The sequence below is a fragment of the Rhizobium sp. Leaf371 genome, from assembly GCF_001424045.1.
In the GTDB taxonomy this organism is placed as follows: Bacteria; Pseudomonadota; Alphaproteobacteria; order Rhizobiales; family Rhizobiaceae; genus Ferranicluibacter.
On the sequence record NZ_LMQB01000027.1, the window covers coordinates 104,951 to 128,775 of the forward strand.

The 23,825-nt window shown below is 63.8% G+C and carries 21 protein-coding genes; 7 read left to right on the forward strand and 14 right to left on the reverse strand.

The genetic code is table 11. From position 1 onward, the window contains the following. Positions 1-9 precede the first annotated feature (9 nt). Positions 10-744 (reverse strand): polysaccharide deacetylase family protein, encoded by a 735-nt coding sequence (locus ASG39_RS18750; RefSeq protein ID WP_062596492.1) that lies wholly within the window; start codon positions 742-744, stop codon positions 10-12. Between the two features lie 119 nt (positions 745-863). Next, positions 864-3,173, reverse strand: coding sequence for an OmpA family protein (locus tag ASG39_RS18755; protein ID WP_062596493.1), 2,310 nt, complete (start codon positions 3,171-3,173; stop codon positions 864-866). Between the two features lie 357 nt (positions 3,174-3,530). On the opposite strand from ASG39_RS18755, the gene ASG39_RS18760 reads away from it, so the two are divergent. The 6 genes from ASG39_RS18760 (at position 3,531) to ASG39_RS18785 (ending at position 8,379) form a co-directional block, all read left to right on the forward strand. Continuing rightward, entirely contained in the window at positions 3,531-4,313 is a 783-nt protein-coding gene (locus tag ASG39_RS18760) for an ABC transporter substrate-binding protein (RefSeq protein ID WP_062596494.1), read from the forward strand. Between the two features lie 116 nt (positions 4,314-4,429). Then, positions 4,430-5,233: an ABC transporter permease gene (locus ASG39_RS18765; protein ID WP_062596495.1), complete on the forward strand. Its 804-nt coding sequence runs from the start codon at positions 4,430-4,432 to the stop codon at positions 5,231-5,233. Beyond that, positions 5,230-6,147 carry an ABC transporter permease gene (locus tag ASG39_RS18770; protein WP_082477361.1) on the forward strand — a complete coding sequence of 306 codons (918 nt, stop codon included), beginning with the start codon at positions 5,230-5,232 and terminating at the stop codon, positions 6,145-6,147. The genes ASG39_RS18765 and ASG39_RS18770 overlap by 4 nt, the downstream gene beginning before the upstream one ends. A gap of 147 nt (positions 6,148-6,294) precedes the next feature. Further along, on the forward strand, positions 6,295-6,561 hold the full coding sequence (locus tag ASG39_RS18775) for an aspartate-semialdehyde dehydrogenase (protein WP_062596496.1): 267 nt from the start codon (positions 6,295-6,297) through the stop codon (positions 6,559-6,561). Between the two features lie 82 nt (positions 6,562-6,643). Beyond that, a complete protein-coding gene (locus tag ASG39_RS18780; RefSeq protein WP_062596497.1) occupies positions 6,644-7,468 on the forward strand; it encodes a methyltransferase domain-containing protein in 825 nt (274 codons plus the stop codon). A 38-nt stretch (positions 7,469-7,506) separates the two neighbouring features. Then, on the forward strand, positions 7,507-8,379 hold the full coding sequence (locus ASG39_RS18785) for an NAD(P)-dependent oxidoreductase (protein ID WP_062596498.1): 873 nt from the start codon (positions 7,507-7,509) through the stop codon (positions 8,377-8,379). A gap of 37 nt (positions 8,380-8,416) precedes the next feature. Here the strand turns inward: ASG39_RS18785 and ASG39_RS18790 are convergent, their stop codons facing one another. The 3 genes from ASG39_RS18790 to ASG39_RS18800 form a co-directional block, all read right to left on the reverse strand. Then, on the reverse strand, positions 8,417-8,905 hold the full coding sequence (locus ASG39_RS18790) for an Lrp/AsnC family transcriptional regulator (protein WP_062596499.1): 489 nt from the start codon (positions 8,903-8,905) through the stop codon (positions 8,417-8,419). Positions 8,906-8,972: 67 nt separating this feature from the next. Further along, positions 8,973-9,614 carry a uracil-DNA glycosylase family protein gene (locus ASG39_RS18795; protein ID WP_062596500.1) on the reverse strand — a complete coding sequence of 214 codons (642 nt, stop codon included), beginning with the start codon at positions 9,612-9,614 and terminating at the stop codon, positions 8,973-8,975. Next, entirely contained in the window at positions 9,599-10,141 is a 543-nt protein-coding gene (locus ASG39_RS18800; protein WP_162242455.1) for a thermonuclease family protein, read from the reverse strand. Before ASG39_RS18800 ends, ASG39_RS18795 begins: the two co-directional genes overlap by 16 nt. 148 nt (positions 10,142-10,289) lie before the next feature. Here ASG39_RS18800 and ASG39_RS18805 point away from each other — a divergent pair, with 148 nt between their 5' ends. Next, a complete protein-coding gene (locus ASG39_RS18805; RefSeq protein WP_062596502.1) occupies positions 10,290-11,825 on the forward strand; it encodes a HAMP domain-containing sensor histidine kinase in 1,536 nt (511 codons plus the stop codon). Positions 11,826-11,843: 18 nt separating this feature from the next. On the opposite strand, the gene ASG39_RS18810 is transcribed toward ASG39_RS18805, so the two are convergent. From ASG39_RS18810 to ASG39_RS18850, 9 genes are all read right to left on the reverse strand, one after another. After that, positions 11,844-12,926: an ABC transporter ATP-binding protein gene (locus ASG39_RS18810; RefSeq protein WP_062596503.1), complete on the reverse strand. Its 1,083-nt coding sequence runs from the start codon at positions 12,924-12,926 to the stop codon at positions 11,844-11,846. After that, a complete protein-coding gene (locus ASG39_RS18815; protein WP_062596725.1) occupies positions 12,923-14,473 on the reverse strand; it encodes an iron ABC transporter permease in 1,551 nt (516 codons plus the stop codon). The genes ASG39_RS18810 and ASG39_RS18815 overlap by 4 nt, the downstream gene beginning before the upstream one ends. A 222-nt stretch (positions 14,474-14,695) precedes the next feature. Continuing rightward, the gene (locus ASG39_RS18820) at positions 14,696-15,709 is read right to left on the reverse strand and encodes an iron ABC transporter substrate-binding protein (protein ID WP_062596504.1); all 1,014 of its coding nucleotides are present in this window, start codon (positions 15,707-15,709) and stop codon (positions 14,696-14,698) included. A gap of 199 nt (positions 15,710-15,908) precedes the next feature. Then, positions 15,909-16,343: a diacylglycerol kinase gene (locus ASG39_RS18825; protein WP_062596726.1), complete on the reverse strand. Its 435-nt coding sequence runs from the start codon at positions 16,341-16,343 to the stop codon at positions 15,909-15,911. Between the two features lie 22 nt (positions 16,344-16,365). Further along, on the reverse strand, positions 16,366-17,991 hold the full coding sequence (locus tag ASG39_RS18830; protein ID WP_062596505.1) for a phosphoethanolamine--lipid A transferase: 1,626 nt from the start codon (positions 17,989-17,991) through the stop codon (positions 16,366-16,368). Positions 17,992-18,174: 183 nt separating this feature from the next. Beyond that, positions 18,175-19,497 carry a GTPase HflX gene (gene hflX, locus ASG39_RS18835; RefSeq protein WP_062596506.1) on the reverse strand — a complete coding sequence of 441 codons (1,323 nt, stop codon included), beginning with the start codon at positions 19,495-19,497 and terminating at the stop codon, positions 18,175-18,177. A 79-nt stretch (positions 19,498-19,576) separates the two neighbouring features. Next, positions 19,577-19,819 carry an RNA chaperone Hfq gene (gene hfq / locus ASG39_RS18840; RefSeq protein ID WP_018325164.1) on the reverse strand — a complete coding sequence of 81 codons (243 nt, stop codon included), beginning with the start codon at positions 19,817-19,819 and terminating at the stop codon, positions 19,577-19,579. A gap of 188 nt (positions 19,820-20,007) precedes the next feature. Further along, positions 20,008-21,372, reverse strand: coding sequence for a sigma-54 dependent transcriptional regulator (locus ASG39_RS18845; protein WP_062596507.1), 1,365 nt, complete (start codon positions 21,370-21,372; stop codon positions 20,008-20,010). Next, complete coding sequence (locus ASG39_RS18850; RefSeq protein ID WP_082477364.1) at positions 21,362-23,734, reverse strand: PAS domain-containing sensor histidine kinase; 2,373 nt, start codon at positions 23,732-23,734, stop codon at positions 21,362-21,364. Before ASG39_RS18850 ends, ASG39_RS18845 begins: the two co-directional genes overlap by 11 nt. Positions 23,735-23,825 lie beyond the last annotated feature (91 nt).

Below are 23,825 nucleotides of genomic sequence, written 5' to 3' on the forward strand. Positions count from 1 at the left end.
GACGCCGCTTCAGTTGACGGTCGCGTTGCTGCCGTTTTCGGAAACGGCATCGAGCCGCACGAACGTGAAGCCTTTTGCCTTGAGGGCCAGAATGCCCGCCGCAACGCCTTCCCCGGCCGCATGGGTCGGCTGGTTGATATGCGAAATGATGACGTCGCCATCGTGCGCACTGGCGATGCGCCGCGTCGCCGCCCTCGCTCCCAACAAGGAACCGTCGTCGCCGTTCAGCGAATAGCCGGCAACGTCGAACCCCAGCGCCCTGATCTGGGCAATGGAAGACGCCGTATACTTCGCCGTGGCGCCGCGAAACCAGTGCGGGCGCGGCGCGCCGTCCGCGACCAGCGCATTCGCGCCACCCGACACTTCGGCCTCGACCGCCTCTGCCGAACCGGCCGATGCGATGCCATAGACCGGCACGGAGCGATCGATCGCCGGCACATGCATCGCGCCATGGTTTTCCAGCTCGAACAGGTCGGGATGGGCGCGGAAGATCGCAAATGTCTCTGCGTTCCGCTTCAGCCAGCGTGCCGTGATGAAGATCGTCGCGGGGATGTGGTTGTCGATCAGCACGGAAAGGATCCGCTGGTCCGCGAGCCCCATGCAGGCGTCGAAGGTCAAAGCCACGCGCGGCGTCTTGCCGCCGGCAGCGATATGGAGCTTGGGCTCCAGCAGGCCGTCACGCGCCGGGGCCTGCGTCGCAAAACCGAGGGCCGCCAACAGCGGCAGGAGAAGAAGAGCTTTCATCAGACGTCCAAACAGCAAGAACCCGGCGCAAGCGGCGCCGGGTTCTTTATCTTCAGGACCTCTAAGATGGCAAAATCGGGGCGGCGGCCGCCACCGACCGCCATCCTTTTCGCCAACCGTTATTTCTGCGCGACGGGACGCACGAGCGGCGTGACGCGGCGGATCGTGACGCGTCGGTTCTGTTGCTCGGCGTCCGTCGTGCGGACCTTGAGGAAGCGTTCGCCATAGCCCTGCGTGACCAGGTTTTCCGGCGGGATCTCGTAGATATCGGTCAGGAGTGCCGCAACCGATTCGGCCCGTTCGTCCGAGAGAACGAGATTGGACTGGTCGGAGCCGACAGCATCGGTGTGACCTTCGATCAGGAAGGTCTCGCCCGGATCCTTGTCGATGACCTCCAGCATGGCATCCGCCACTTTCCGCAGCGTCTTTGCCTGCGATGTCGGCACCTCTGCACTGCCCGTGGCGAAGGTGATCGTATCGAGATCGATACGACGGACCTTGTCGCGGATACGCGCGGAGTTGCGAACTTCGTCCAGCGAATAGGTGCGCTCGACCCGTTCGACCGGCGGCTCGGCCAGGAAGTCGTAATAGTCACGATCCGGCTCCGACGAGGTGTCGATGATGTAGTCGCGCACCGGAACCGTGAGGCGCATCGGCGGCAGATCCTCGCCGACGTCGTAGAGCGGCGGGCGCTTCTCTTCGTCGCTCTCCGGAGCGTAGACCATCAAATATTCCTCGCCATCGCGATTGATGCGCGTGCGCTGGATCACATCGCCATAGCGATTGTAGATCGTCACGACGCGCATCCCGTTCGGGCGCTCGATCACTTCACGGGTCCGGCCACGCGGCAGTTCCTCGTAATAGGTCTCGCGAGCGTCGCGACGCAGGCGCGGGCGGTCGTCGCTCCGCACAACGATCTCGTCGCCGAAATCGAGGACGGTTCGATTGTTGCGTGATTCCTCGACCCGCGGACGCTGGCCGGTGAGGGCGTCGATCAAGTCGCGGGCATCGAATTCCGGTGCCTGATCGATCCGGCGTCCCCGCTCGTTGATCGCCGCATTCAGCTCTTCGCGATCCGGGCGACGTTCGCGATATTCGGCCTGTGCATCGGCGTCGGTGCGCGGCGGCGGCTGGTTGTCGCGTTGCTCGCGAACCTGCTCGCGTTCGCGGCGACGCCGGTCGCGCGAATCGCCGTCGCGGTTGTCGGCGTCCTTGTCGCTGTCGAGCACGGCAGCACCGTTCTCGACCGGCAGAACGACCGTCTCGTCGCTCTTCGACGGATCGCGTGCCAGCTTCTCGCGCTCCTCGCGCGACCGCTTGTCGACCACGTCGCGCGCCGGGCGATCGCGCGTTGCGCCGTCATCGCCGGCGGGGTCACCGTTCGTTTCGGCATTGCCATCGCCGCGCGGACGCGCCGGATCCTCGGCCTGCTGACCCTCGGCCTCGCGCTGCTTGCGGCGCTCGGCACGAATGCGGGCACGCTCCTCGTCGGTCATGTCTCCGCCGGCGGGCTGCTCTGCCGTGTCGCCCGGCTTTGCCTGCTGATCACCGTCCTGCTGGCCGTTCAGGCGCTCCGCCTCGCGCTTGCGAATGCGCTCTTCGCGCTGCCGCTTGCGTTCGGCGTCGGAGACGTCCCCGTCCTGCCCTGCCTGTGCCGGCCGGGCCGCGTCGGAATCAGCGGGCTTGGCCGCGTCGTTCGCATCAGCGCCAGATTTCTTCTGCTGCTGATCGTTCTTTTTCTGTTGCTGCTCGTTCTTCTGTTGCTCTGCCTCGCGCTGCTGCTTGCGGCGCTCCTCGCGGCTTTGAGCCGGTGCCTCTTCGCCGGACGGCTTCGCCTGCGGCTGTTCGTCGCCGGTCTGGTTCTGCTGCTCGGCCTCACGCTCCTTCTTGCGGCGTTCTTCGCGGCTCGGGCGCGGCGAATCGTCGCCGGAAGGCTGCGCCTGCGGCTGCTCTTCGCCGTTCTGCTTCTGCTGCTCGGCGTCACGCTGCTTGCGGCGCTCTTCGCGGCTGGGGCGCGGTGCGTCGTCGCCGGAGGGCTGGGCCTGCGGCTGTTCGTCGCTCTGCTTCTGCTGCTCGGCGTCGCGCTGCTTGCGACGTTCCTCGCGGCTCGGGCGCGGGCTGTCTTCGTTGGAAGGCTCGGCTTGCCGCTGCGGCTCTTCGCCGCCCTGGGACTGGTCGGAATTGCGCTGCTTGCGGCGCTCCTCGCGGTTCTGGCCGCCTTCGCCGTTCTCGGACGGTTCGCCACGCGCCTTCGGTGCGGATTCATCCTGCCCTTCGGCGGGCTTGCGCTTGCGGAGAAGCTCATCCTCGTCGGCCTGGGCCATCTGGAAAGGCTTGATCTGCGCATCGGCCAAGGCCGGCTGCAGTCCGACAGTCATTGTGAGCAGCGGCATTGCCACCGTTGCAAAAAGCTTGGATCGAATGGTCATGGTGTCTCCTCCTACGAGAGATCCCGTTTTTGTTCTTGTCTCCGGCACCGATGAGCCGGACCGGTATATGCTCGAACGCCGTTCACCGGCCGGTCGCAACGCATGCTGCGATCCTGGGGTCGGAGCGGTAGCAACAAGCGCATGAATTGGCGATGAATATGGCGTTCACCCGGCGGACATAGGCTTTCCTCCTCCGACCGCCAGAGCCTGTTGACGCTTTTCTGCGCCTGCGCTTTTTCCTGTTGCATTTGCGAACGGGTGACGGAATATCGCAGTCTAAGCGACCGTTCACCGTCGCTTGCGAATGTCCCGGGACACCAAGAACAAGCCGGGACTGCGCCAACAGAGAGGATCGACATGCCTATCGCCAAACGTCTGACCATGGCTGCCGCTGCAGCCGTTTTCGCCCTGACCGCAAGCACGGCACTCGCCGCGGGCGAAAAGATCACCATCGGCACCGAAGGCGCCTACCCGCCCTTCAACGTGCTGGAATCCGACGGCTCGCTGTCGGGCTTCGACATCGATATCGCCAAGGCGCTCTGCGTCGAGATGAAGGCCGAATGCACCTTCGTCACCCAGGATTGGGACGGCGCCATTCCGGCCCTGATCGCCAAGAAGTACGACGCCTTCATCGCCTCGATGTCGATCACCGCCGAGCGCAAGCAGCAGGTGGATTTCACCGACAAATACTACAACACGCCGCCGGCCATCGCGGTGCCGAAGGATAGCCCGATCACCGAGGCGACCGAAGCCGGTCTCGACGGCAAGACGCTCGGCGCACAGGGCTCCACGACTCATTCCAACTACGCCGAAGCGCATATGAAGAAGGCCGAGCTCAAGCTTTACCCGACATCCGACGAGTATAAGCTCGACATCGCCAATGGCCGCATCGATGCCGTGATCGACGACGTCGTCGTGCTCTCGGAGTGGCTGAAGACCACGGATGGCGACTGCTGCAAGCTGCTCGGCACGCTGCCGATCGATCCGGTCATCAACGGCGCCGGCGCCGGTATCGCCCTGCGCAAGGGCGACAACGATCTGCGCGAAAAGTTCAATGCGGCGATCAAGGCCATCCGCGCCAACGGCAAGTACAAGGAAATCAACGACAAGTACTTCGCCTTCGACGTCTACGGCGGCTAATCGACGCCTCGTCAAAATCCTGCGGCGGGAGCTTGCCCTCCCGCCGTTTTTGTTTGACAACAATGGCGTAAGCAAGAGGTGCCCATCAAGAAGCGCCTCAAGGGGACGATCAGACAATGAGCGGAATCATGGCCGCGCTTTCCTCCGCCGTGTCATGGCTCGGCGCCATGCTCGATCCGTGGTGCGGACCGCTGGGTGTTTTCCGACTGCTTGCGGGCAACACGCTGCTTGCCTGCGGCGATGCGGGCTGGGGCGATGAAATCGGCTATGGCTTTCTCATCACCGCATCGCTCGCGATCGCCACCCTGCCCGTCGGCCTCGTGCTCGGCTTTTGCGTGGCACTCGGCAAGCAGTCGAGCGAGGGGTCGCTCCGCCTGGCCTCGGACATTTACACGACGATCTTTCGCGGCCTGCCGGAGCTGCTGACGCTGTTCATCGTCTATTACGGCCTGCAGATCGTGGTGCAGCAGGTGCTCTCCGGGGTCGGTTATACCGGTCCGGTGGAAATCAATGCCTTTTTCGCCGGCATGGTCGCTCTCGCCGTGGTCTTCTCGGCCTATTGTTCCGAAGTCCTGCAATCCGCCTTCAAGGCAATCCCCAAAGGCCAGTATGAGGCGGGCGACGCGCTTGGCTTCAGCCGCGGAAAGACCATGCGGCTGATCGTGCTGCCGCAGCTCTTTCGGATCGCGCTGCCCGGCCTCGGCAACCTCTGGATGGCGCTTCTGAAGGATACCGCGCTCGTCTCCGTCATCGGCCTGCCCGACATTCTGCGCCAGACGGGCGTGGCCGCCCGCGTGACCAAGCAGGCCTTCGAATTCTTCGGGCTTGCCTGCATCCTGTTCCTGCTGCTTGCCGCGGCATCCTCCGTCGTCTTTTCCGCCCTGGAGAGCTGGGCGCGCCGTTCGGAGATGGCCCGATGAGCACGCTGCCTCCGCTTCCGCCCGCAGGCGCGCCGCCGGCGCTCGACACCGACATTCCCACCGCCGCTGTCCGCTCCACCCAGGCCTTCGTTTCGACCGATCTGATCTCGCCGCAGCCGGCACCGCGCCAGGACGCCCGACCCTACACGCTGTCGCGCCTTTTCGGCCGCGCTCTTCTCGGCGTCTGGCTCGCCGTTTTCGTCGGTCTCGGCATGCTGATCGTCGGCGGCTTCGATCTGGAGAAATTCCAGCGCTACGGTCCTGGCTACCTTTCCGGCCTCGGCGTCACGCTTGGCCTCGTCTCATCTTCGATCCTCCTCGGCGCGCTCCTGTCGCTGCCGGTGGCGCTCGGCCGCATGTCGAAAAACAAGATCGCAAACTGGATCTCGTACGTCTACGTCTACTTCTTCCGCGGCACGCCCGTGATCATGCAGCTCTTCCTCATCTATTACGGCCTGGGGAGCTTCCGTCCGCAGCTGACGGAGATCGGGCTGTGGTGGTTCTTCCGCGAGGCCTGGTACTGCGCGCTCCTGACATTCGTGCTGAACACGGCCGCCTACCAGGCGGAAATCCTGCGCGGCGCGATCGAGAGCGTGCCCCGCGGCCAGCGCGAGGGCGCCGCCTCGCTCGGCCTGCCGCCACGCATCGCCTTCTTCAAGATCATCCTGCCGCAGGCGATGATCGTGGCGCTCAGACCCTATGGCAACGAGATCATCCTGATGATCAAGGCCTCCGCCATCGTCGCCATCGTCACCGTCTTCGACCTCATGGGCGAGACCCGCCGCGCCTTCTCGCGCACCTTCGACTACCAGACCTATCTCTGGGCCGCGATCTTCTACCTGATCATGGTGGAAGCCCTGCGAAATCTCTGGGCCTGGCTGGAGAAGCGGCTGACGCGGCACCTCAAGCGCTAGCTTGCCAAATGGCAGCACTCATTGCGCGATGCTGCCAAGCCTTTGCTATTTCACAATAATTTTCGTCATCCAGCCGTCATTAAGCCTTGCTTAACCATTCGGGCGCTTCATTCTAGAGACCGTCATTCAGCAAAGATGAGGTTTCGCATGGCATCTGACATGGAACTGCAGCTGAAAGGGTACGGCCTCACCACGGCCGAGATCCTCTACCGAATGCCCGATCGCCAGGCGATCCTGCAGAGCTACATCTGGCAGCATTACGATCTGGCGCCGCACTTCCCCGAAATGAAGCAATTCCTGAAATTCTGGCGGGAGACGCTGGATGGACCGCTGCATTCGGTGCGATATGTCCACCGCCAGCTGATCTCGGCCGGCGACTGGCGCGCTTTGCAGGGAGAATTCATCATCAACTGAACGGTCTCCGACAGACGCTGCGCGGGTGTCGCGGTGACGGATCGGGATTGCCTTCCGGCAGGACCCATCCTACAAAGCGGCCATGCAGAAGAAGATCGACGAAGAAGCTTTGGCCGAGGCCTATAACCGCGCACTCGCGCTCGAAAAATCCGGCGATGTCGAAGCGGCTGTCGCTGCCTATGGCGAAGTGCTGGCACTCGACCCCGAAGATCATGGGGGTGCAGCCGTGCGCATCGCCTCCATGGGCCACGGCGAAACGCCGGACAAGGCGCCCGACGCCTATGTCACGACCCTGTTCGACCAGCACGCCGATGTCTTCGAGGACGTGCTCGTCGAACAGCTGGGCTACTCCGTGCCCATGATGGTGCGCCAGCGGCTGCAGAGCCTTGGGCTCGGCCCTTTCAAGAGCCTCCTCGACCTTGGTTGCGGCACGGGCCTGACCGGCGGCGCATTGCGTGACATGGCGGAGACCGTGACAGGCGTCGATCTTTCGGAAAACATGGTCGAAATCGCCGATGAAAAGGATGTCTACGACGCGCTCTACGTCGCCGAAGCCGTGGACTATCTTGAGGACAACGAAGACGGGCCGTTCGATCTGGTCACGGCAACGGATGTCCTGCCCTATCTCGGCGGGCTCGAAGCCCTGTTCTTTGCGGCGGCCGAGACCATCGAGCCGGGTGGGCTGTTCATCTTTTCCAGCGAGACATTGCCGGACGCGGTCTTTGCCGGACGCCGCTTCATGGTCGGCCCGCATCAGCGTTTCGCCCATGCGCGCGATTATGTGCTGGAACGTCTGGATGCGACCGGGTTCGATCTGGTCGATCTCACGGAGATCGTCGTGCGCCTGGAAGACGGCGCGCCGATTGCCGGTCATCTCGTCGTTGCGCGGCTGCGCACTGCGGCGTGAGTCGTCGCTCCCTTCATCGATCGCCTGAGGAGAATCCCGTGGCAAAAGTCGCCTTCATCGGTCTCGGCGTCATGGGGTATCCCATGGCGCGCCATCTCGCCGTCAAGGGCGGCCACGACCTGACCGTCTACAACCGGACGGCTGCGAAGGCCGAAACCTGGGTTTCGGAAAACGGTGGCCGTGCCGCGGCAACCCCGGCCGAGGCCGCGCGGGACGCGGATTTCGTCTTCTGCTGCGTCGGCAACGACGACGACCTGCGGTCGGTCACGACCGGCAAGGACGGCGCCTTCGAGACGCTGCGCGCAGGCGCGATCTTCATCGACAACACCACGGCGTCGGCCGAAGTGGCGCGGGAGCTGGACGCGGCCGCCCGGGCGCGCGGCGCGCATTTCCTCGACGCGCCGGTGTCCGGCGGGCAAGCGGGTGCGGAGAATGGCATGCTCACCGTCATGTGCGGCGGGGAGCCCGAGGTGTTCGAACGGGCCAAGCCGGTGATCGACGCCTATGCCCGCATGGTCGGACTGATGGGTCCGGCCGGCAGCGGACAGCTGACGAAGATGGTCAACCAGATCTGCATTGCCGGTCTCGTTCAGGGACTGGCGGAAGCCGTGCATTTCGGCAAGAACGCCGGTCTCGACATGGGAGCCGTCGTGGACGTCATTTCCAAGGGCGCCGCCGGATCCTGGCAGATGGAAAACCGCCACAAGACGATGATCGCGGGCCAATATGACTTCGGCTTTGCCGTCGACTGGATGCGCAAGGACCTGGATATCGTTCTGACGGAAGCCCGACGAAACGGCGCCAAGCTTCCCGTGACCGCGCTGGTCGACCAGTTCTACGGCGAGGTCCAGTCGATGGGCGGACGTCGCTGGGATACGTCCTCGCTGCTCGCCCGGCTGGAGAAGAAGTAGGCGCCCCCGCGCCTGCTTCCCGTCCCCTTCGCGGACCTCAGTCCTCCTGCGACTTTGCCTGCTCAAGGATCATGTAGTCGAGCGGCATCTGCGTCGTGTACTTGATCTGCTCCATGGCGAAAGCCGAGGATACGTCGCGGATCTCGATCTTGGCGATCAGGCGCTTGTAGAACGCATCATAGGCTGCGATATCCGGCACGACGACGCGCAACAGATAATCCACGTCGCCGCTCATGCGGTATAGCTCGACCACTTCGGGAAACTCGCCGACCACCTCGGAGAACCGCCGCAGCCACTCGATCGAGTGGGCATTGGTGCGGATCGACACGAAAACCGTGACCTTGGTGTTGATCTTCGCGGGATCGAGCAGGGCGACGCGGCCACGGATGACGCCCTCTTCTTCCATCTTCTGGATACGCCGCCAGCACGGCGTGGTCGACAGGCCAACCTTCTTGGCGAGGTCGGCGACGGCGAGTGTCGAATCTTCTTGCAGAAGTCGCAGGATCTTACGATCGAGACGATCCATTTCTATAGCCCCCTTCGAATAATATTCCTTCTATAGCGGCAAAAGAGGGGGAAGCCAGAGCGAATAATCACGATATCCGCAATTCGATTTCTGCCCGCAGCACCGGCAGGAGGTCCGCCTCGAACCACGGATTCTTTTTCAGCCAGGGCGTGTTGCGCCAGCTCGGATGCGGAAGCGGCAGCAGCTTTGGCCCGTCCTTGCGCTCGAAGGTCCGCCGCCAGTCTGCGACCGTTGCGGTCATGGAAGCCTGGCGCGATGTGCCGAGGTGGTAGGCCTGGGCGTAGGCGCCGATGACGAGAATGAGCGAGGCGTTCGGGACCGCGGCCAGCGCCGTCTCGCGCCAGGTCGGTGCGCATTCGCGGCGCGGTGGAATATCGCCGCCGTGCTTGTCATATCCGGGAAAACAGAACCCCATGGGGACGATGGCAAACCTGTCCGGATCATAAAAGGTCGCCCGGTCCACGCCCAGCCAGTCACGCAACCGGTTGCCGGACGGATCGTCGAAAGGCACGCCGCTGACATGGGCGCGCATGCCGGGCGCCTGGCTCGCGATCAGGATCCGCGCCTTTTCGGACAGGACCAGGATGGGCCGCGGCTCATGCGGAAGTGGCGCGCCAAAGTTTGGCGCGTCTCGACAGAGTCGACATTTCGAGATCGTCGCGGAAAGGCGATCGATGGCGTCTTGGGTCGGTGTCAACGGGATATCCATGCGGTCTCGATGCGGCGCAGGAGCGCCTTGATCCAATCCGTGTCGATATGGGGTGTCTCGGCCATTCCGCCATGGCGGGCGCGCCACTCTCGTGGCCGATCGAAGGTTCCGGCCCATAGGCCTGCCTGGCGTGTGCGCGCATCGGCTTCCTCCGCGGTATAATCGCCGAAGGCGACAGCAAAACCGTCCGCAACCATGCGGGCGTTGATGTTCTCCCGTCCCGTGACACACACCGAGAGTCGTCGGCCGTAGCGGTCATCCGCGCGTCCCTTACAATCGACCGGCGACCGGCCGATCAGCCGGGCCAGATGCCGCCGGGCCTCCTGTCCACAGTCCCATGTCTCGCCGTCGCGCTCGCAGGTCTGGGCCCGCTCCGGCGCGTCGATACCGAGAAGCCGGATACGGTTGCCGCCGATGGCCAGCGTGTCGCCATCGACCACGCGCGGCGCACCGGAAAGGGTCGTGCCCCCCTGCCCACCGATCCTGTCGGCCGCGAGCCAGACGAGCCCCAGGAATAGGGCCGTCAACAGGCCATCCCGAACGAGAGACCGGGTCTTCATGCTGAAAAACATCGGGGTAACCGGCCGTTAATGACGTGCCGAGCGAGGACAGGAAGCAAGATCTTAACAATTCCTACCTAGAATCGCCGGGTATCCGTCAGACTTTCCGGACAAGATGAATCAGGGCGTCAGCACATCGACCGACAAGATCATTGTCGACAAATCGCGCAGCCATCGCAACAAGGCTGTGTCGAAAGCCGTGCGCGCAAACCGCGAACGCCTGCAAGCCGGCACATCGAATGCCTCCGGCTTCGACAAGGAAATGCTGGCGCTCTACGTCGCCTCGGTCGTTCAGGGCGCCGCAGCCATGCCGATCCTTCTGATCATGATCGCCGTCAGCGGCCTCTACCTGACGGAAAACCTGCAGATCATCGCCTGGTTGATCATGGCGCTCCTGGTGCATGCTCTCGGCCTGATTGCCGCGAAGCGGGCATTGCGCAAGGATCTGACGCCGGAGACCATCGTCTACTGGCGCCGACGGTTCCTCGCGGTTCAAATCCTGATGGGCGTCGTCTGGGTGCTGTTTCTGCTGCAGGAGTGCCCGACCTGCGTGCCGCGGGATTTCGACCTCTACAAGGGCATCGCTCTTCTCGTCGCCCTCGCCTCGACCGCCATTGCCACGGTGCTGCTGCGCTATGCGCTGATCGTGACGTTCATCCCGTGCGTCGCGCTGCTGGCCGCCAAGGCGGTGCTGGCCGGCAGCGGCGATCTCGTCGCTTTGGCAGTCGTGCTCGGGACGTCGCTTGCCTTTCTCGTCTACATGACGGCCCGCATGCGTCGGGCCAATATCCAGATCCTGTCCGTTCAGGCGGAAAAGGACGATCTGATCGCGGAGCTCGAAGTCGCCAAGTCGATGTCCGACGAGGCGCGGCGCCGGGCGGAAGAGGCAAACCTTGCAAAGTCGCGCTTCCTCGCATCGATGTCGCACGAGCTGCGCACGCCGCTGAACGCCATTCTCGGCTTTTCCGAGGTCATGTTCACCGAAGTCATGGGGCCGCTGAACAACCCGACCTACAAGGAATACACCGGCGACATCCATCGCTCCGGCAAGCATCTCCTCGACCTGATCAACGAGATTCTCGACCTCTCGCGCATCGAGGCGGGCCGATACGATCTCAACGAGGAAGCCATCCTGCTCGCGGAAATCACGGAAGACTGCATCGGCATGGTGCAGCTGCGCGCTCGGACCAAGAGCATCACCATCACCGAACAGTTCGAGCAGGGCATGCCCGCCGTCTGGGTGGACGAGAAGGCGATGCGTCAGGTGACGCTCAACCTCTTGTCGAACGCCGTCAAATTCACGCCGCAGGGCGGGCAGATCTCGGTCAAGGTGGGCTGGACGGCCGGCGGCGGGCAGTATCTGTCCATCAAGGACAATGGTCCCGGCATTCCGGAAGACGAAATCCCCGTCGTCCTCTCAGCCTTCGGTCAGGGCTCGATCGCCATCAAGAGCGCGGAACAGGGCACGGGTCTCGGTCTGCCGATCGTGCAGGCGATCCTGGCCAAGCATGACGGCGAATTCATCCTCCGTTCGAAGCTGCGCGAGGGAACGGAGGTCATCGCCATCCTCCCGGCACGCCGGGTTCTGGAAACGGTGCCCGCCGTGCAGGAAACCGCCGCCGTCGCGCGGCGCCGCAAAAGCTTCGCCTGAGCGGGAACGTGAGCACCGTCAACCGGGCAGGACGTGCCCCTGCCCCACGACCTCGATCGCGACCGTCTCGCCGGGTGCTGCGACATCGAAGCCCGAGACGCGCAGGTCGAGAACGGCCCGCGACGGCCCTTCCCCCACCTCGACCGTCAGACGGCAGAGACCGCCGCCGAATTCGCTGTCGAGCACGCGCGCGCGGGCGCCCTTGACGAGATCGGCTTCCCCGAGGCCGAGCCAGCGGATGCGCAACTGCTCGGGCCGGAGCATGACCTGCAAGCGCGGCCCCGAGCTGCCGCGAAGGTGTGATTCGTCGGTCGCACTTACGGGAATGGCCCCGAGCACCGTGTCCGCCTGCCCCGATGTCACCACCGCATCCAGCAGGACGGCATCGCCGAGGAACAGGGCCGTCTGGCGATCCACGGGGCTTCGATAGAGAGACTGCGGGCTGCCTGCCTGAACCAGCCGCCCTTCGCGGAAGACGGCAACGTGGTCGGCAAAGGACAGGGCCTCGCCCTGATCGTGCGTCACGAGAATGGACGTGGTTCCGGATGCGGCGAGAATCCGCGCGACCGTGCGGCGCATCGTGTCGCGCAGGCCGGTATCGAGCGCGGAGAAGGGCTCGTCGAGCAGCATCAGGCGCGGTTCGAGCGCGAGCGCGCGTGCCAGCGCCACGCGCTGCTGTTGTCCACCCGAGAGCTGATGCGGACGCCGCTGGAGCATGTCCGCGTCGAGTTCCACCATGGACATCAGGGCCGCAATCCGCCTGTCGCGCCCCTCCTGCCGTTTCGGCAGGCCGAAGCCGATGTTCTCGCCGACGGTCAGATGCGGAAACAAGGCACCATCCTGAGAGACGATGCCGATGCCGCGCTTGTGGGCGGGCACGTGAACGCCCTCACCCGCGAGATGGGTGCCATCCAGCGTGATGCGGCCGGTGTCCGGACGCTCAAAACCGGCGATCAGCTTGAGGAGCGTCGTCTTGCCGGACCCGGACGGGCCGACGATCGCGGTTCTTGCACCCGCGGGAACGGTGAGCGAGACGTCGATCAGCGCACGGGCGTCCCGGCCGTAGGTTTTGCTGACGGATTCGATGGACAGAAGGCTCATGCGGCGCTCCCGCTTGCGCGGCTCGATTGGCGGTGAAGGACCAGTGTCAGCGGCAGCGACAGAACCACCATCATCAGCGCGTAAGGCGCGGCCGCGACATAATCGATTTCGCTCGTCAGCGACCAGAATTTGGTCGCAAGCGTTTCGACACCTGTCGGCGACAGCATGAGGGTGGCGGTGAGCTCGTTGGTGATCCCCAGTGCCACCAGCGCCGTGCTGGCGGCAGCACCCGGTGCGGCCAGCCGCATCGTCGTCACGCGCACCGCCTGGAGAGGCGGCCGGCCAAGCGCCATCGCCGCCCGCTCCAGCTCGACCGGTGCCTGGGCGATGCTGGCCCGCAAGGCCACGAGGGCGCGGGGGAGAAACAGGAGGCCGTAGGCCAGGAGGAGCGTTGCGAATGTCTGGTAGAGCGGCAGAACCAGCCGGACGGTGATGGTGACCAGCGCCAGCGCCACGACCACGCCCGGCAGCGAGCCCACATAATAGTGGCAGGCCTCAAGAAGGCGCTGGAGGCGGCCCGGTGCCCGTACAGAGAGCCAGGCCATGGGTGCGGCGGCCACCGTCGTCAGCATGCCGCCCATGACGGCAAGGAGGATGGTCTGGAACACGGCATTGCCGACCGTCTGCAGCGGCCAGATCTCCAGACCGCCGATCGCCAGCCACCGTGTGAGCGTCGTGAAGGGCACGCCGATGGCGAGCGCCGCGGTCACGAGGTTCAGCGCCAGCGCCGGCCAGACCCAGCGGCCGAGCGCGTGACGCGTCACCGTGCGCGGTGCCCCGGAGCCGACACGGGCATAGCGCTCGCCGCCGCGCGCCAGCGCTTCCGTGCCGAGAAGGGCAAGGCAGCAGAGCACGAGCACGCCCGAGAGCATGTTGGCGGCCGGACCGTTGAAGGCGGACTGGAACTGATCGACGATGGCGGTGGAAAACGTGTCGAAGCGGATCATGACGAACAATCCGTATTCCGCCAGCAGATGCAGGCCGACGAGCAGGCTGCCACCGCAGATCGCGACCCGCAACTGCGGAAGCACCGCGCGGAAAAACACGCGCCAGGGGCTGAGACCGAGAGAGGCTGCGGCATCCTCGATGGCGGGATCGAGGCGGCGGAGCTGTGCGGCGACCGGGAGATAGAGAAAGGGAAAATAGGCGAGCACCGAGACGAGCACGCCGCCGCCTAACCCCTTGAGCCCGGGAACGAGGCTGATCCAGGCATAGGAATGGACGAAGGCGGGAACCGCAAGCGGCGCGACGGCAAGCCAGGCCCAGAGCCGTGAGAATGGCAGGTCGGTCCGCTCCGTCAACCAAGCAAGGGAGACGGCCAGCACGATGGTGAGCGGCACCGTGGCCGCTTCGAGAAGCGCGGTATTGATGAGGAGATCGCCGACCCGCCCGCGAAACACGAGGGCCACCACCTGATCCCATCCCGTCTGCATCGTCACCACGGCCACGAAGCCGAGGGGGATGAGACTGACCAGAGCCACGAGCAAAGCGGGCAGCGTGACCAGGGGATAGGCAAGACGCGAACGCTCGCGCTGCGCGCGCTTCAGACCGCCCGGCGTTCTGCCCTCGGCGACGGCATAAGACTTGGCATCATAAGACTTGGCATCGGCATGCGGCACGGGTGGCGCCTTTACTCGGAACGGAAGATGCGCGCCTCCCCAAGGAAGCGCGCACGGGTCGCGATGACCTATTGCGGCGATTGTGGATGAAATCAATCCAGAATCGTCATGCAGACGTCATGTTGCGCCGGGATGGCGCCGTTGCGCCGCTTAGAGGATGCCGGCTTCCGTCATCAGGTCGGTGACCGACTTGCTGTTCAGCTGCTGCGGATCGACCTTGGGATAGTCCAGCGTGGAGAGGGCCGGCAGGGCCGCGTTGGACTCTTCGCCCTTGGCAACGGCGTATTCGAAGGACGTACCATCCCGCAGGACGGCCTGTCCGCCCTTGCCCGTCAGCCACTTCAGGAAGGCCTGAGCCTCCGTCTTGTGCTGGCTGGAGGCGAGGATACCGCCGCCGGAAATGCTGACGAAGGCGCCCGGATCCTGGTTCTTGAAGAAGTGCAGCGCGACGTTCTTGCTGTTCTCGCCGGTCTTCGCCTGATCGCCGAAGTAATAGTAGTGGTAGATCACCGCGCCTTCGACTTCGCCGGCGTTCACAGCCTTCATGGCCGTCGAATTGCCCTTGTAGGCGGTGAAGTTCGTCTTCATCGCGGCAAGCCATTCCTTGGTCGCGGCTTCGCCCTTCAGTGCCAGGAGCGCGCTGACGATCGCCTGAAAGTCGGCGCCAGCGGGAGACGCCGCCCAGCGGCCTTTCCAGGCGGGATCTGCGAGATCGAGCAGCGACTTCGGCAGCTTGTCCTCGGTCAGCTTGGTCTTGTCGTAGGCAAAGACCGTCGAGCGGGCGGCAACGCCGACCCAGTGGCCGTTCGACGGCTGAAAGGTTTCCGGAACCTGCGCCAGCGTCTCCTTTGCGACCGGTTCGAACAGGCCGGCCTGATCGACCAGCGACATGGCCGGAGAGTTTTCCGTGAGGAAGACGTCGGCCGGGGATGCGGCACCTTCCTGGACGATCTGGTTGGCGAACTCCATGTCGCTGCCCTTGCGCAGCGTCACCTTGATGCCGGTCTCCTTCGTGAAGGCCTCGGCCCAGGCGACGCCCAGGCTTTCATGCTGAGCATTGTAGACGACGATACCGGCGGATTCGGACTGGGCATGCGCGGGGTTCATCGCAGCCAGAAGGGCAGCCGCGGCAACGAAGCCTGCGGCACGGACGGAAATTTTCATGACGGCCTCCTCAGAGTGTCCGGGCGACGCGCCCGGCAGAGGCGGTATAGATAAGATGAACCTAAAGGTCAACTTTAAGAAAATCTGGTGCTCGCCCTCCGTTGCTCCAGAAGAAGCCGCACTTTTCCGGGTTTTCAGCCCCCTCGCGCTCCGGACGCAATCAGCCCTTCAAGATCACCTTTGTGTTATCGCAGATGCGTTACAAGCCGGTCAGCGGCATGTCGCTCACGACTCGCGAGAGAAAAACGACGTAGAATGCATAGCCGGCATTGGCGAGGATCAGGCAGAGACAGGCGAGCGAGCCGAGATCCTTGGCATTGCGCCCCATCTCGGAGATCTCGGGCGATACGCGATCGACGATCTCCTCGATCGCTGTGTTCAATGCCTCAAACGCGATCATCAGCAGGAAGAGAAGCATCATCGCGACGTATTGAAACAATGTCGCGCCGCTCACCGCAAAGGCGATCATGGCCACGGCAAAGCCGATGAGCTCCTGCCGGAACGCGGCTTCTCCGAGCAGGCGCCTCGCTCCGCCGAGGGAATAGGTGGCGGCGGCGAAGAAATGCTGAAGACCTGTCAGCTTTCGCGGCAGCTTATCGCCCGGCGTCTTTTGTGAGGGCTTTCGCTCCTGCATCTGCAGCGCATTCCTGTTCATCTCAGCTTCTGGCCACGCAGGGCGCAAAAGCGTCCAGTTCGCGATTATAGACATCCGTCTGGATGTTCATCATGCCCAGAACCGTGTGAAACAGGTTGTCGTGCGACATGGCCGCATCCGAATAGGCGAGAAGGCACTTGGTATCAAGCCCCATGGTCCGGCTGTAGGACGGCGAGAACCAGGAGATGAAGGGCACGTGGGTCTGCTCCGTCGGCGCGATCGCGTAGGGCGCACCGTGCAGGTAGATGCCGTTTTCACCGAGCGATTCGCCATGGTCCGACATGTAGATCATCGCTCCGGCCACCGTATCCTCATGCTTGGCCAACAGCTTTGCGACGCTCGCGAGGATGTGGTCCGTGTAGAGGATCGTGTTGTCATAGGCGTTGACGATTTCGTCCGGTGAGCAGTTCATCAGCTCGTCCGTGCGGCAATCGGGCGTGAAGCGCCGGAACTCCTCCGGGTAGCGTGCGAAGTAACCGGGGCCGTGGCTGCCCAACTGGTGGAGCACGATGACCGTGTCCTGGTTGACCGCCGCCAGCTTGCTATCGAGGCCATCGAGGAAGATCGCGTCGAGGCACTCGCCGTCCTTACAGAGCGGGCTGTTCTGTCGATCGGCCTTGGTGGCGTAGTCGGTCAGCTTGGCGATGCCCTTGCTGCCGGTATTGTTGTCCCACCAGGAGACGCTGATGCCGGCGTGGGTCAGCACATCGACCAGGTTCTGACGCGTATGGGCCTTGGTCTCGGTATATTCGGTGCGCCGGTAGCCGGAGAACATGCAGGGCAAGGAGACGGCCGTCGCCGTGCCGCAACTGCTCGTATTGCGGAAGTTCACGACGCCGAGCGCTTTCAGCTCCGGGTTGGTTTCCCGCCCGTAGCCATCGAGCGAGAAATTGGCGGCGCGGGCGGTTTCCCCGGCAACGACCACGACGACCACAGGCTTCTTCTCGGCCGTCAGACGGTCTCCTGCGCGTGCATCGATGCCGAAAGGTGCCACGACGAGATCGACGTCCATGTAGACGGACCGCGCGTAGCGGACGGCAGCCGACAGCGGGGCCGCCGGATTGAAGACGGTAAGGACTTCCTTCCGCTCACGGGCGACGTAGGCGATGGCGGCGTAATTGTAGCTGATGAGCGTCAGTGCCACACCGAGTGCCGGGACGATCAGCGCGAGGTTGCGCACTGCCTTCTGCAAAAACGGACGATGCCGGACCCGCACGAGGCCGATCATGACGGCAGGGAGCACGGCGAAGACCAGGATGTGAAAGAGGAAATGCGGCGTCAGCAGATGGCCGGCCTCCGCGCCGGTCGTCACGAAGGCGCTCTCCACCATCGCCTTGTCCACGACGATGCCGTAGGTATCGGTGAAGTAGGAGGCGGTGCCGGCGACAAGCACGCAGAGGATGAGAACAGGCTTGATGAGGTAGCGGACCGACAACGTGACCAGCACGCAGATGGTCAGCAGCGAAATGGCGGCGGAGAAGGCGACGAGGCTCGCCTTGTTGGACGAGAACGCAGCCGCCGTGCGGCTCCAGAAGGTGATGTTGGTGACGATGAGAAGATAGGCCGAGACGATAAGGGTAAGCGGAATGCTACCGATTTCGGGCCGCAACCGTTTTGCGATGTTCAAGGGGATACTCCCGTCAGGATGCTGGCGGGAACCCGTCAGGCTATGCTGTCGGTGTGGTACGGCCGACATCCTGTCGGGAAACTGTCAGGGCTGACCAACCTCATCTTGAGGGTCCAGCAGAGAAGCGCGGCCGCTGCGCTGCGCCTCTCTCTCGCTACGTCTTCGGCTTGGTGCCAGTTCGGCTTAATGCCAATCTTCGGCGGCCGGCTTCGGACCCTGACCAAGGCGACGGTCGAGTTCTCCGGCTTCGGTTTCCGTCAGGCGCAGATCCAGACGGATCGAGCCGTCCTCGAGATCCTCGCGCTGATCGACAATCGCGTGTTCGTAAAGCCACGGCAGAAGCTGCAGCCGATCGACGGGGAGCGTGACCGTCGTCTCCATCATGACGCCGGAGAGGCGGCGATTGATTTCCTGCATGAGGGCATCCACCCCCTCGCCCGTCACGGCGGAGACGGTGACGGTGTTGGGCGTATGCGCCGCCTTCTCGAGCATCGCCGCATGCGGCTCCTCTTCCAGCCGGTCGATCTTGTTCCAGACCTCCAGCAGGCGTTCGGACCGCGCTTTCTCATCAATGCCGAGATCTTCGAGAATGCGCTCGACATCATCCGACTGGGCCGCATGGTCCGGGTCCGAGACATCGCGGACATGCAGGATGAGGTCGGCTTCCAGCACCTCTTCGAGCGTCGCCCGGAAGGCCGCCACGAGGTGCGTCGGCAGGTCCGAGATGAACCCGACCGTGTCGGACAGGATGACGGTCCGGCCCTGCGGCAGCTTCATCCGGCGCAAGGTCGGATCGAGGGTCGCAAAGAGCATGTCCTCGGCCAGCACGCCCGCGCCTGTAATTCGGTTGAAGAGGGTCGATTTGCCGGCATTGGTGTAGCCGACGAGGGCGACGATCGGATGCGGCACCTTGCGACGCTTGGAACGGTGAAGCTGGCGCGTCCGGCGCACCTGCTCCAGTTCCTTTTCCAGCTTGATGATCTTGTCCTGAAGCTGGCGACGGTCGGCCTCGATCTGGGTTTCGCCCGGACCGCCCATGAAGCCCGCGCCGCCGCGCTGACGCTCAAGGTGGGTCCAGCTGCGGACCAGACGGCCCTTCTGATAGTTCAGATGGGCCAGATCGACCTGCAGCGTACCTTCCTTGGTGGAGGCGCGACGGCCAAAAATCTCGAGGATGAGGCCCGTCCGGTCGATGACCTTCGCGTTCCATTCCTTTTCGAGGTTTCGCTGCTGCACCGGCGTCAGCGGATGGTCCACGATCACGAGACCGGCATCCTGGGCGTCGAGAAGTTGCCCGATTTCCTCGATCTTGCCGCTGCCAAGCAGCGTTCCAGGCTTTGGCTGGGCGATCGGCACGACCAGACCCTGGACGACGGACAGGTCGATGGCGCGGGCAAGCCCGATCGTCTCCTCCAGACGTGCCTCGTCCGTGCGAACCGAATGCGGCTGCTCGGCCTGCTGACGGCCTGTTTTCTTGACGACCGGGACGATGACCAGCGCCCGCATGTCGTCGCGGTGCTTTTCGGTCTCGGGAATGATGCTGTCTGGGGTATCGTTGTGTTTTGTGATGGCTTCAGTCCGGTGTTCAGGATGCGGATTCTTCGCTCTCGAACATCTGCATGGGCTGGCCCGGCATGATGGTCGAGATGGCGTGCTTGTAAACGAGCTGGGAATGCCCGTCGCGCCGCAGCAGCACGCAGAAGTTATCGAACGAGGTCACGACGCCGGTCAGTTTGACGCCGTTGATGAGGAAGATGGTAAGAGAGATCTTCTGTTTGCGGACCGTGTTGAGAAAAAGGTCCTGCAGGTTCTGAGAACGTTCCGCCATAGCGCCGCTTCTTTCTTTATTGCCGGTTCGAAAACAACCGGTTGATAGGTCTGCAAATCGAGAGTTGCCCCGTGCGCCTGCCCCTCAGACGCTGCGGAATCTGGTACCGCATCAAGGTCTCTTTCGCAATGTCGAAAAAGCCTCTGCGATGTTTCCGTGACACGGTAGGTCCCGGCTTTCGCAGGGTCTCAGACCCCCAGAGACTTCAGCTTGCGATGCAGGGCGGAGCGCTCCATGCCCACGAACTCCGCGGTGCGCGAGATGTTTCCGCCGAAACGATTGATCTGGGCAATGAGATAATCCCGCTCGAACATCTCGCGCGCTTCGCGCAGCGGCAAGGTCATGATGTGCTGGTCGCCCTGCGCGGAAATCTTGGGCAGGCTGTCGCCCACTTCGGTCGGCAGCATATCGGCCGAGATGACCGTGTCCGGGCCATCGGAGCGCGCGAGGATCATCAGGCGTTCGATATTGTTGCGCAACTGGCGGATATTTCCCGGCCAGCCATGGGCCTGCAGCACTGCCAGCGCGTCGTCGCCGATCTTGCGCGAGCGGATGCCGGCCTGTTCGCTGATCTGGCGCATGAACATATCGACCAGGAACGGGATGTCCTCCCGGCGATCCGCAAGGGCGGGAACCCGAACCGGAATGACGGCCAGCCGGTGATAAAGATCCTCGCGGAAGGCGCCTTCGGCAATCAGGCTTTCGAGATTATAGGCGGTCGAAGAGATGATGCGCACATCGACCTTGACGCGCTTCGAGCCACCGACGCGCTCGAACTGCTGATCCACGAGAACGCGCAGGATCTTGTTCTGCGTTTCCCGCGGCATCTCGCCGATCTCGTCGAGATAGAGCATGCCGCCATGGGCTTCCTCCAATGCGCCGGTCTTGCGCGGCTGGCCCGGCGTGCCCTCGGTGCCGAACAAGGCGATTTCCATGCGGTCGGGCGTGATCGCGGCCGCGTTCAGCGCCACGAAGGGGCCCGCAGCGCGCGCCGACTTCTTGTGGATCATCCGCGCCACCAGCTCCTTGCCCGAGCCGGATGGGCCGTGGATCATAATGCGGCTGTTGGTGGGCGCAACCTTCTCGATGGTCTGGCGCAACTGCGAAACGGCAACGGAGGTGCCGATCAACTCGACGGGATCGCCGGAACGCTTTTTGAGCTCGGTGACCTCGCGCTTGAGCTTCGAGTTTTCGAGTGCCCGTTCCGCAATCAGGATCAGCCGGTCCGCCTTGAACGGCTTTTCGATAAAATCATAGGCGCCGCGCCGGATCGCAGACACGGCCGTCTCGATGTTGCCGTGGCCCGAGATCATCACGACCGGGAGATCGGGATGGCGGCTCTTGATCTCGTCCAGCAGGGAAAGACCGTCGAGGCGGCTGCCCTGCATCCAGATATCGAGGAAGACAAGCCGCGGCACGCGGTCGGAGATCGCCGCCAGCGCGCTGTCGCTGTCGAACGCCATGCGCGTCTCGTAGCCTTCGTCGGACAGGATGCCGGAGACGATCTCGCGAATGTCCTGCTCGTCGTCTACAACCAGAATATCAGCGGCCATCGGTCAGTTCCCTACTTTGTCTGTCGTCGTCTTTATGCTCCGCATCTGCGGAGCCAGATTGCCTCAAGCGAGCCTCGGCAGAGGCCTCGGTGCCGTCGCCAGGCGCGCCGGATGTTCCCGGACGGTTGCGCTCGGCCTCCGGATTGATCGCGGGCGGCAGGATGATGCGAATCATCGCGCCGTGGCCCTGGTCGAAATCGGGCGGCGCATCGTGCAGTTCGAGATGTCCGCCATGGTCCTCGATAATCTTCTTCACGATCGCGAGGCCAAGACCCGTGCCCTTCTCGCGCATGGTCATATAGGGCTCCAGAATTCGGTGCCGATTCTCCGTCGGCAGGCCTTTGCCGTTGTCGACGATATCGACGACATAGGTGCCGCTCTTTTCGAGAAGACGCGAGCGGATCATGATCTTCAGCTCGTCGCGTCCCGCATCGGCCGGCAACGACTCGATCGATTCGACCGCGTTCTTGATGATGTTGCCAAAGGCCTGGCCCAGCATGCGGCCGTCGAACGAGCCATCCAGCGCCTCGTCGCCAAAATCGCGGATGAAGTGAATGTCGCTGCTGCCCATTTCCCGCAGGAAGACCGCGTCCTTGAGGATCGCCCGCAGGTCGGAGCGCTCCTTCGTCGGCTTCGGCATGCGGGCGAAGGAGGAGAACTCGTCGACCATCCGGCCGATATCCTCGACCTGGCGGACGATCGTGTCCGTGCACTGATCGAACACCGCGCGGTCGTCCGGATTGATCTGCTTGCCATACCGGCGCTTCAGACGCTCGGCGGAGAGCTGGATGGGGGTCAGCGGGTTCTTGATTTCGTGCGCGATGCGACGGGCGACATCCGCCCAGGCCGTCGAGCGCTGGGCGATGACGAGGTCGGTGATGTCGTCGAGGGTGATGACATAGGATTCGGCCGTATCGATCGTTTCCTCGCGCGTCACCTGAACGTTCAGCGTCCGTTCCTTGCCGTTGCGCATGATGTTGATCTGCTTGCGGAAGTCGTTTCTCGGCCGTGAAATCGCCTCCGTCAGGACCTCGTCGATCTCGGGCGCCACGTCGGCCAGACGCTCGCCGACGATGTCGAAGGTCGATCGGGACAAGAAGACTTCGGTCGAGGGGTTGGCGATGGTGATGCGGCGGTCGTCCTCGACGCCGATGACCGCGGCGGTCACGCCTGACAACACGGCCTCGATGAACCGGCGGCGATGGTCCATCTCGTCCTTGGCCTCAAGCAACTGGTGCTGCTGCGTGCGGATTTCCACGATCATCTTGTTGAACGTCCGTGACAGGCTGCCGACGTCGCCATCCACCGTATGGACGGCCACGACGACGTTGAGATTGCCGGACGCGACGCTGTCGGCGGCGCCGATCAGCAGCCGGATGGGACGCACGATCCGGTCCGCGACCGCAATCGCCGCCCAGATCGCCGCCAGCAGCACGATGAGTGCGAAGCCGAGGTAAAGCACCCCGAAGGCGACCTGAAGCGAGGTCCGGCCGGCGGCCAGGTTGCGGTATTCCGCAACGTTCTCCTCCATCAGCCGCATGGAGTTCATCACTTTGGGATCGACGGTGCGAACGGTGTAGAGATAGGCGCCGGCGATGTTGTCGAGCGGAATGATCGCGCCGACGAGATTGGTGATGCCGGGCGGGATGAGCGTCGGCTGGCCCGAGACGGTGCTGGCCAGCGCGTCGACCGGAATGGCCGGGAGCGGTCGGTCGGTCGGAATGTTGGCCTGCAGGATCGCCTTGCCGTCGGCGCGCACGAGAAAGGCACCCAGCATGCCGCGTGCCCGCGCCTGCCGGGTCATGAGATCGACGAACCCCGTGCGATCGAGACTATAAAGCTGGCGGTTGCGCTCGAGATCCGTCGCCATGGACGCGGTCTGGCCCTGAAGGTAGCTCGCATTCTCCAGCACATAGGCCTGTGCGACATCGATGGAGGAGCGGACGATGGCCTGGGTGCGCAGCGAAAACCAGCGATCGAGCCCGACATCGAGCGTGATCGAGGCGAAGATGGCGACGAGAATGGCCGGCGTGATCGCGACGATGGAGAACAGCGCGACGATGCGCACATGCAGCCTGGCGGCGGCACGGCCCTTGTTGCGGGCGCGCAGCAGCCGCAGGATTTCGCGGCCGATCAGGTAGAACAGGCCGATGACGAACAGCGCATTGATCGCGGCCGAGGCGATGACGATATTGGTTTCCGGCTTGATCGGCGTCAAGCCGAGCAGTACCAGCAGCGAGATGATCGCGCAGGCGAGCGCGCCCGAGGCCAGCACGAGGCCCGGCAGCGCGAAAGCGGCGCGGCGATCCGTGCCATTGCCCGTCTCGTCGTTCGCCAATGGCAGTATCAGCCCTTCGGCCATGCGTATTCCACCCACTGACGGTCACCGGCAACAGCCGGTCCCGCTCGTCCCCCGGTCTGGGATAGACCAAGGCCCTGCCCCAACGACAATG